This window comes from Simplicispira sp., from assembly GCF_028687295.1.
GTDB lineage: Bacteria > Pseudomonadota > Gammaproteobacteria > Burkholderiales > Burkholderiaceae_C > Simplicispira > Simplicispira metamorpha.
Genome location: NZ_JAQUAL010000150.1, coordinates 1 through 8,132, shown reverse-complemented (window position 1 = coordinate 8,132; position 8,132 = coordinate 1). Strand labels below are relative to the sequence as shown.

Sequence of the window (8,132 nt, the reverse complement as noted above, 5' to 3'; positions counted from 1 at the left end):
CAGCTGCCGGGCACCGGCTCGCTGTGCTGGCTCAGAAAAATGGCGCTGGGGTTGGCCACCCCCTTGAGGCCTTTTTCCGTCATGGCAAACACGCCAATCTCGTTGACGGCGCCAAAGCGGTTCTTGATGGCGCGCACCAGCCGGAAGCTGCTGTGCGTGTCGCCCTCAAAGTAGAGCACCGTATCGACCATGTGCTCCAGCACGCGCGGCCCAGCCAGCGCACCCTCCTTGGTCACATGCCCCACCAGCACGATGGCCACGCCCGTGGCCTTGGCTGTGCGTGTGAGGTGGGCCGCACACTCGCGCACCTGCGCCACCGAGCCCGGCGCAGAGGTGAGCTGCTCGGAATACACCGTCTGGATGGAGTCAATCACCGCCACGGCGGGCTGCGTGGCCTCGATGGTGGCGAGGATCTTCTCGAGCTGGATTTCGGCCAGCACATTCACCTGGCTGCCCTCTAGCCCCAGGCGGCGCGAGCGCAGGGCCACCTGCGCGCCGCTTTCCTCGCCAGTGACGTACAGCGTGGGCAGACCCGCGCGCTGGTAGGCATCCAGGGCCTGGAGCAGCAGGGTGGATTTGCCAATGCCCGGATCGCCGCCAATGAGCACCACGCCGCCTTCGACGATGCCGCCGCCCAGCACGCGGTCGAGCTCATCGAGGCCGCTGGGCGTGCGAGCGATGTCGGTGGCCTCAATGGCCGACAGTGGCGTGACCGGCTGCGCCGCTGCCAGCCCGGCATGGCGGGCGCCGCTGTAGCGGTTTTTGCCGGGCGCATCGGACTCGGCCACCGACTCAATCAGGGTGTTCCAAGCGCCGCAGTGCGGGCATTTGCCCAGCCAGCGGGGGCTGGTGCCGCCGCACTCGGTGCAGGTGTGGATGGTTTTTTCTTTGGCCATGCAAAACGGCTGCCCACACGCCAGCGCAGGCAGCCGCAAGCAGGCAGAAAGAGGGTCAGGCCGCTGCCAGCCAGTACCCGGAGTTGAAAGGACTGCTCATGCGCAGCGCCAGGGGAGACACATCGACCAGCTTGTCTGTGGGCATGGGCTCGGCAGACTGCGCTTCGATTTCAATGCCCAGCACAGGGGCTGGTGCCTCGGTAGCCTCATTGGCCCGTTCCGCTTGGCTGACGGATGCAGAACGGGCTACAGAAAAGAATAGAAACAGCGGAATGCAATCTTGCGGTCACCCCAGTAATCGGCGGCATCACGGAAGATGTCCAGCAGCTGTTCGCGCGCTTCCTTGTCGAACTTGGCGGTGGCCGGAATTTGCTCCAGCACCACCACAAAGCCAGGCTGCGGGCCGGACTTGTGCAGCGGGTCGGTCATGCAGTCGTACAGGGCGTCAAAGTTCTTGCCAAAGTGCGGCGGAAACGTGAACTGCTGTGCGATCAAATCCAGCACATCCTGTTTGGTCTGTGCATGGGCGAGGTTGGCGTAAAGGAAATGGTGCCCCAGGGCGACAGCCGCATCTTGCAGGTCTTGCACGCGAAAAGCGCGAATGGACTGCACGATATTGGCGCGCACGCCGCGCAAAGGGGGGTCTTGATCCTTACGAAGTGGCATATCCATCTCCGCTTCTCTTTCTTAAAGTCCAAAAACTGGGGGCACCCCGGCGAACCGCGTACGGCTGTGTCCTGGATGAATCAAAAGGGGAAAGCAACAGACCGCTCCGTGCGGCACGGGTCATTGCACGATTTCGCGAAAACTGGAGTAGTGGTCACTGGTGTAGTAGCAAGCATCGGGAACCTGGGGCTTGCCGCCGCACACAATGCGCCTGGCCCCGCGATTGCGAGCGCCGGGCGTCCGAACGGTGTATTCCCTGTAGTAGCCGCGTTTCTTGGCTGGCAGTATTTTTTCGCGGTTGCCGAAGACGGAGCCGTCTTTGTCGTAGGGAAATGGCCCGCCCTCATGGATCAGGGCGTAGGTTTTGCGCCCCTGAACGGGCAAATCGGCCAGCGCAATGGTGCTGATCACCTCGGTGTCGGGGGTGGTACGCGCCAGCCCCACCATGGGTGTAAACACCAGCGCAGCACCCAGAACGCCCGCAAATCCCGCTTCGCACACCCGCTTGGCTATGGCCTTCAGCATTGAATACACCTTTCGGAAACTACGGGTTTACCCGAAATTTCAAGGCGCTAGTGTGACGCAAACCCCCCTGAAAAGCAAGGGCCTGCCCAATATTTAGGCAGACCCTGGGGGGCACATATGGCAGGGGCGGGCGCGCCAGTGGCGCCCCCTGAGTACAGCCGCCTCAGCGTTGCACGTTGGCGTCGGCCACGGTAAGCGCCGTCATGTTGACGATGCGGCGCACAGTGGCGCTGGGGGTCAGGATGTGTACCGGCTGCGCTGCACCCAGCAGCACCGGGCCAATGGCAATGTTGCCGCCTGCCGCCGTCTTGAGCAGGTTATAGGAGATGTTGGCCGCGTCGATATTGGGCAGCACCAGCAAGTTGGCATCGCCCAGCAGGCTGCTGTGGGGCATGAGGCGCTCGCGGGCCTTGCCGTCCAGGGCCACATCGCCGTGCATCTCGCCATCGACCTCCAGCCAGGGCGCCTGCACTTGCAACAGCGCCAGGGTCTGGCGCATCTTGACGGCGCTGGGCTGGTTGCTGGAACCAAAGTTGGAGTGGCTCAGCAGCGCCACCTTGGGTTTGATACCAAAGCGCACCATTTCTTCGGCGGCCATGACGGTGATCTCGGCCAGCTGCTCTGCCGTGGGGTCGTAGTTGACGTGCGTGTCCACCAGAAACACCTGACGGTCGGGCAGCAGCAGGCCGTTCATGCAGGCATAGGTGGCCACGCCCGCACGCTTGCCAATCACCTGGTCGATGTAGTTCAGGTGCATGGGGTTGGTGCCCCAGGTGCCGCAGATCAGGCCATCCACATCGCCGTGGTGCAGCAGCATGGCGCCGATGAGCGACAGGCGCCGGCGCATCTCGATCTTGGCAATGGGTGCGGTGATGCCCTTGCGCTCGGTCAGGCGGTGGTAGGTTTGCCAGAACTCGCGGTAGCGGTGGTCGTTTTCGACGTTGACCACGTCGTAATCCTGGCCCTCTTTCAGGCGCAGGCCAAACTTCTCGATGCGCTCGGCAATCACCGGTGGGCGGCCAATCAGCGTGGGGCGGGCAATGCCCTCATCGACCACAATTTGCGCCGCGCGCAACACGCGCTCTTCTTCGCCCTCGGCGTAGGCCACGCGCTTTTTCGTGGCGGCCTTGGCGGCGGCAAAAATCGGCTTCATCGTCGTGCCCGAGGCATAGACGAAGGTTTGCAGGTGGTCGCTGTAGGCGTCCATGTCGGCAATGGGGCGCAGGGCGACACCGCTGGCCGCAGCCGCCTGGGCCACGGCAGGCGCAATCTTCATCATCAGGCGCGGGTCAAACGGCTTGGGGATGAGGTACTCGGGGCCAAACGCCAGGGGTTCGCCCACGTAGGCTGCGGCCACCACTTCGCTTTGCTCGGCCTGGGCCAGCTCGGCAATGGCGTGGACGGCGGCAATCTCCATCTCCATGGTGATGGTGGTGGCACCGCAATCGAGTGCACCGCGGAAGATGTACGGAAAGCACAGGACGTTGTTGACCTGGTTGGGGTAGTCCGAGCGGCCCGTGGCCATGATGGCGTCATCGCGCACGGCCTTGACATCCTCGGGCTGGATTTCAGGATTGGGGTTGGCCAGGGCAAAAATCAGCGGGCGCGCGGCCATCTTGGCCACCATGTCTTTTTTCAGGACGCCACCGGCGGACAAGCCCAGAAACACGTCAGCGCCCTCAATGACTTCGCTCAGGGTGCGTTGCTCGGTTTTTTGGGCAAAGACGATCTTGTCCTCGTCCATCAGCTCGGTGCGGCCTTCATAGACCACGCCAGCCAGGTCGGTGACCCAGATGTTCTCGCGCGGAATGCCCAGCTTGACCAGCAGCCCCAGGCACGCCAGCGCAGCCGCACCGGCGCCAGAAGTAACCAGCTTGATCTGCTTGGGGTCTTTGCCCGCCACCTTCAGGCCGTTGATGATGGCGGCGCCCACCACGATGGCGGTGCCATGCTGGTCGTCGTGGAAGACCGGAATCTTCATGCGTTCGCGCAGCTTGCGCTCGACGTAAAAGCAGTCGGGGGCCTTGATGTCTTCGAGGTTGATGCCGCCAAAGGTGGGCTCCAGCGCGGCAATGATCTCGACCAGCTTTTCGGGGTCTTTCTCGTTGATCTCGATATCGAACACGTCGATGCCCGAGAACTTCTTGAACAGCACGCCCTTGCCCTCCATCACTGGCTTGCTGGCCAGCGCGCCGATGTCGCCCAGGCCCAGCACAGCGGTGCCGTTGGTGACCACGCCCACCAGGTTGCCCCGGCTGGTGTATTTGAACGCGGCATTGGGGTCTTTGACGATTTCCTCGCAAGGGGCCGCGACGCCGGGGGAGTAAGCCAGCGCCAGATCGTGCTGGTTGACCATTTGCTTGGTCGCAGCGATGGCGATTTTGCCGGGCTTGGGGAACTCGTGGTACTCCAGCGCAGCGCGGCGCAGCTGGGCTTTTTTGTCGGGGGTATTGGGGGTTGTGGCCTTGGGGGCGTCAGGCATCAGGCATCTCCAGCAAGTGGTGGAGCGACGGTGCGCTGGCCTTGTGCCAAGGTGGCACCGTTGGCTCCCGTGAGGGGAAGGCGATTGTAGGCGCGGCCCCAAAGCACACGCACGCTGGCAGGGCAAAAACCACCGTGCGGCGGTGCTGCCATGGCGCTGTCACACCACGGTGCCAGGGCGCCGTGGATGCCTGGCCAGGCCACAAAAAAGCTATTCTTTTGATAGCTAACTGCGCTTATTCCACAAGCTCTAGAGGCACTTTTGATTCATAAAAAAGCACGGAGCACTGCCTACAATGGCGCCATGCACCGCCTTCTGCGCCTTCCCGGCACCCGCGCCGTGCCGTGCTGGCGGGCCGTGCGCAGCCTGGTCGCCACCGTGCTGCTGGCCTTGCCGATGCTGGCAGACGCCACGCCTGCACTTGCGCCTGCCGCCACCGCCCCGCACCCACGCATCGGCGTGCTGTCGGTGCTGGACGACGAAGACACCCAGCGCCAGTGGCAGCCGCTGGCCGACCGGCTGGCGCAGGCACTGCCGGGCTGGCAGGTGCAACTGCAAGCGCTGAACGCCGCCACGCTGGAAGCCGCCGTGGCACAGCGCCAGCTCGATTTTGTGGTCACCAACCCGGGGCACTACGTGGTGCTGGAGGCACGCCATGGCGCCACCCGCATCGCCACGCAAACCGCCGAATCGGGCAGCGACCCGGCGCACGCCGTGGGCGCCGCCGTGGTGGTGCGCGCGGGTGCGCCGCTGCCGAACACGCTGGCCGACCTGCGCGGCCAGCGGGTGGCCGCCGTGCAGGGGCAAGCGTTTGGTGGCTACCAGCTGGTGGCCGCCGAATGGCTGCGCCAGGGTCTGGACGCCGAGGCCGGCGCCGTACAGCGCGTGTTCACGGGTTTTCCGATGCAGCGCGTGGCCGACGCGGTGCTGTCGGGCCAGGCCGATACGGGCATTTTGCGCACCTGCGTGCTGGAGCAGTTGGAGCGCGCAGGCCGCGTGCCCCCGGGCGCGCTGGTGGTGGTGGGCGCGCGGCCCGATGCACCGCCGGGCTGCCAATCCTCCACCCCGATGTACCCCGGCTGGGCCTTTGCCGCGCTGGCCCACACCCCGCACGACCAGGCCCGCAGCGTGCTGCTGGCGCTCTTGGGCTTGCCCGCCGATGCCCAGGGCAGCCGCTGGTCGGTGCCCGCCGACTACCAGCGCGTCCACGACGTGCTGCGCGCCTTGCAGGTCGAGCCCTATGCCTTTTTGCGCGACACCCGCCCACAGGCCCTGCTGGGGCGCTACTGGCCAGCGCTGGCCGCTGCGCTGGCGCTGGTGCTGCTGGGGGCGGCCTACATGCTGCATGTCGAACTGCTGGTGCGACGGCGCACCTCGGAACTCACCCGCAGCCTGCGCGAGCGTGAGCGGCTGGCCCAGCAACTGGCACAGGGCCAAGAGGCCATGGACCACCTGGCGCGCCTGTCGATACTGGGCGAGCTGTCGGCCACGCTGGCGCATGAACTCAGCCACCCGCTGGCTACCATTGCCAACTACGCCGCCAGCGTGCAGCGGCGCGCTGCGCGGGGCGACCTGGCCCCCGCCGCACTGGCACAGGCACTGCAAGACATTGCCCAGGAAACCGAACGCGCCACCCGCGTCATTGCCAGCGTGCGGGCGCTGGCGCGCAAGCGCACCGCCGTGCGCACCCACAGCGACCCGGCCACGCTGGTCAGCGAAGCAGTGGCCCTGTTTGGCAGCCTGCTGGGGCAAGCGCCGCCGATTACCGTCACGCACGAGAGCGCCGCCCAGGGCCTGCGCGTGTGGTGTGACCCGCAGCAAATCCAGCAGGTGCTGCTGAACCTGCTGAAGAACGCCCTCGACGCCCACCGCGCCGCCGGTCGCGACAATGCCGCCATGGTTATTTCCATCCAGCACCTGCCGCCCCACCTGGCAATTGCCGTGCGCGACCACGGCGCACCCCTGAGCGAGGCCGAGCGCGCCCGGCTGTTCGAGCCCTTCTACACCACGCGCGCCCACGGCCTGGGCCTGGGGCTGGCCATCTGCCGGGGCATTGCCGAAGCCCACGGCGGCGCACTGCTCGCCCGTCCTGCCGACGCCAGCGACATCACGGGCGCAGACACAGGCACCAGCCACACCGGCATGGTGTTTGCGCTGCACCTGCCGCTGGCGCCTGCGGCCAACGCCCCACCCGCACCGGGGCTCACATCCATCTGCGCTGCCACGCAGGCACGCACAGCCCAACCAGCGCCAGCCCCCACGCCAGCGCCCGCTACGCCCACAGCCCCGCCATGAGCACGCCCCCGCCAGTCGTCCACATCGTGGACGACGATGCCGCCTTTCTGCGCTCGACGCTGTTCATGGTCGAAGGATTGGGCTTTGCCGCCCAGGGCTACGCGCTGGCCGAAGATTTTCTGGCTGCGCTGCCCGCCCCTGCGCCCCAGGGCTGCTGCCTGCTGCTGGACATCCGCATGCCGCGCATGAGCGGGCTGGAGCTGCAACAGCGCCTGGCCGCCGCCGGGCACGACTACCCCACCGTGTTCATGACCGGCCATGGCGACATCGACCAGGCCGTGCAGGCGCTGCGCGGCGGTGCGCTGAACTTTCTGCAAAAACCGTTCCGCGAACAGGCGCTGCTGGACGCACTGAACCACGCTGTGGCCGTGGGCCTGGCCACGCAGCGCCAGCACGCGCGCCGCGCCCAGGCGCAAGCCCTGCTGGCGCGCCTGTCACCGCGCGAGCGCGATGTGGCGCGGCAACTGGCACTGGGCCTGAGCAACAAAGAAGTGGCGCGCCAGCTCAGCATCAGCGACCACACCGTCCACGTCCACCGCCAGCGCATCACCGAAAAAACCGGCAGCGGCCACGCCGCCGACCTGGCACGCCTGATCCTGCGCGCCGACCCACAGGCGCTGGACGAGGGCAGCGCGCCACCGCCAGCGCCTGCCATGTAGCTACCAAAGTAATAGCTAGTAGCGCTCACCCCGCAAGGGCTAGCGGCCTAAAACACTGAATAAACTGAATCCCAAACCCCACCCGCCTTGCCCCATCCACCCGTCGGGCGGGGCCGCCAGTGCAGGGCGGCGCAGCCCGGTAGAGCGGTGCGCCCAGCGGGCACCCCACGGGCACCCGCCCAGGCGCCGCAGACACTCAGCGGGCGCTCTTGCCAGCAGCAGCACGCTCGGCGGCTGCACCGGCCTTGAGCTGCTCCATCATTTCTTTTTGCTTGGCCACCAGCGGCGGGTAGGGGCCAAAGCGGTGCTGGTCAGCGCTGGCGCCCAGCAGGTAGGGCGGAAAGGCCGAATCGACCGGCTTGTTCCAGCGCGCCGGAAAATCCGCTTCCAGGTTGGCCTTGATCGGGCGCGGCTTGGACAGCATGAACGCGGCCACGTCATAGGCCTCGTCGTCGCTCAATTGCGGCGCGTCGTGCGAGCTACCCAGCGGCATGTTGTGCTTGACGAAGCGCGTGGCCATGATCAGGCGGTTCATGCCCGCACCGTTGTTGAAGCTGTCGGGGCCCCACAGCGGCGGAAAGGTGTAGCCCTGCGCATCGCCCACCTTGC

Annotated in this window: 8 protein-coding genes; 2 read left to right on the top strand and 6 right to left on the bottom strand. The window is 66.2% G+C overall.

The window, feature by feature from the left end; all coding sequences use genetic code 11:
• From radA to PHX69_RS13735, 5 genes are all read right to left on the bottom strand, one after another.
• The coding region (gene radA, locus PHX69_RS13755) for a DNA repair protein RadA (RefSeq protein ID WP_288044403.1) at positions 1-896 on the bottom strand (896 nt) is incomplete at its 3' end.
• A gap of 55 nt (positions 897-951) precedes the next feature.
• Positions 952-1,080, bottom strand: coding sequence for a hypothetical protein (locus PHX69_RS13750; RefSeq protein ID WP_277749425.1), 129 nt, complete (start codon positions 1,078-1,080; stop codon positions 952-954).
• Between the two features lie 62 nt (positions 1,081-1,142).
• The gene (locus PHX69_RS13745; RefSeq protein WP_119013730.1) at positions 1,143-1,568 is read right to left on the bottom strand and encodes a barstar family protein; all 426 of its coding nucleotides are present in this window, start codon (positions 1,566-1,568) and stop codon (positions 1,143-1,145) included.
• A gap of 114 nt (positions 1,569-1,682) precedes the next feature.
• Complete coding sequence (locus tag PHX69_RS13740) at positions 1,683-2,087, bottom strand: guanyl-specific ribonuclease (RefSeq protein ID WP_119013729.1); 405 nt, start codon at positions 2,085-2,087, stop codon at positions 1,683-1,685.
• 163 nt (positions 2,088-2,250) lie between these two features.
• On the bottom strand, positions 2,251-4,569 hold the full coding sequence (locus PHX69_RS13735) for an NADP-dependent malic enzyme (protein ID WP_119013728.1): 2,319 nt from the start codon (positions 4,567-4,569) through the stop codon (positions 2,251-2,253).
• A gap of 303 nt (positions 4,570-4,872) precedes the next feature.
• Here PHX69_RS13735 and PHX69_RS13730 point away from each other — a divergent pair, with 303 nt between their 5' ends.
• Both PHX69_RS13730 and PHX69_RS13725 read left to right on the top strand, forming a co-directional pair.
• A complete protein-coding gene (locus PHX69_RS13730; protein WP_288044401.1) occupies positions 4,873-6,864 on the top strand; it encodes a sensor histidine kinase in 1,992 nt (663 codons plus the stop codon).
• On the top strand, positions 6,861-7,523 hold the full coding sequence (locus tag PHX69_RS13725) for a response regulator transcription factor (protein WP_288044400.1): 663 nt from the start codon (positions 6,861-6,863) through the stop codon (positions 7,521-7,523). Before PHX69_RS13730 ends, PHX69_RS13725 begins: the two co-directional genes overlap by 4 nt.
• A 196-nt stretch (positions 7,524-7,719) precedes the next feature.
• Here the strand turns inward: PHX69_RS13725 and PHX69_RS13720 are convergent.
• Positions 7,720-8,132: c-type cytochrome (locus tag PHX69_RS13720; RefSeq protein WP_502958536.1), on the bottom strand; the 413-nt coding region annotated here is incomplete at its 5' end.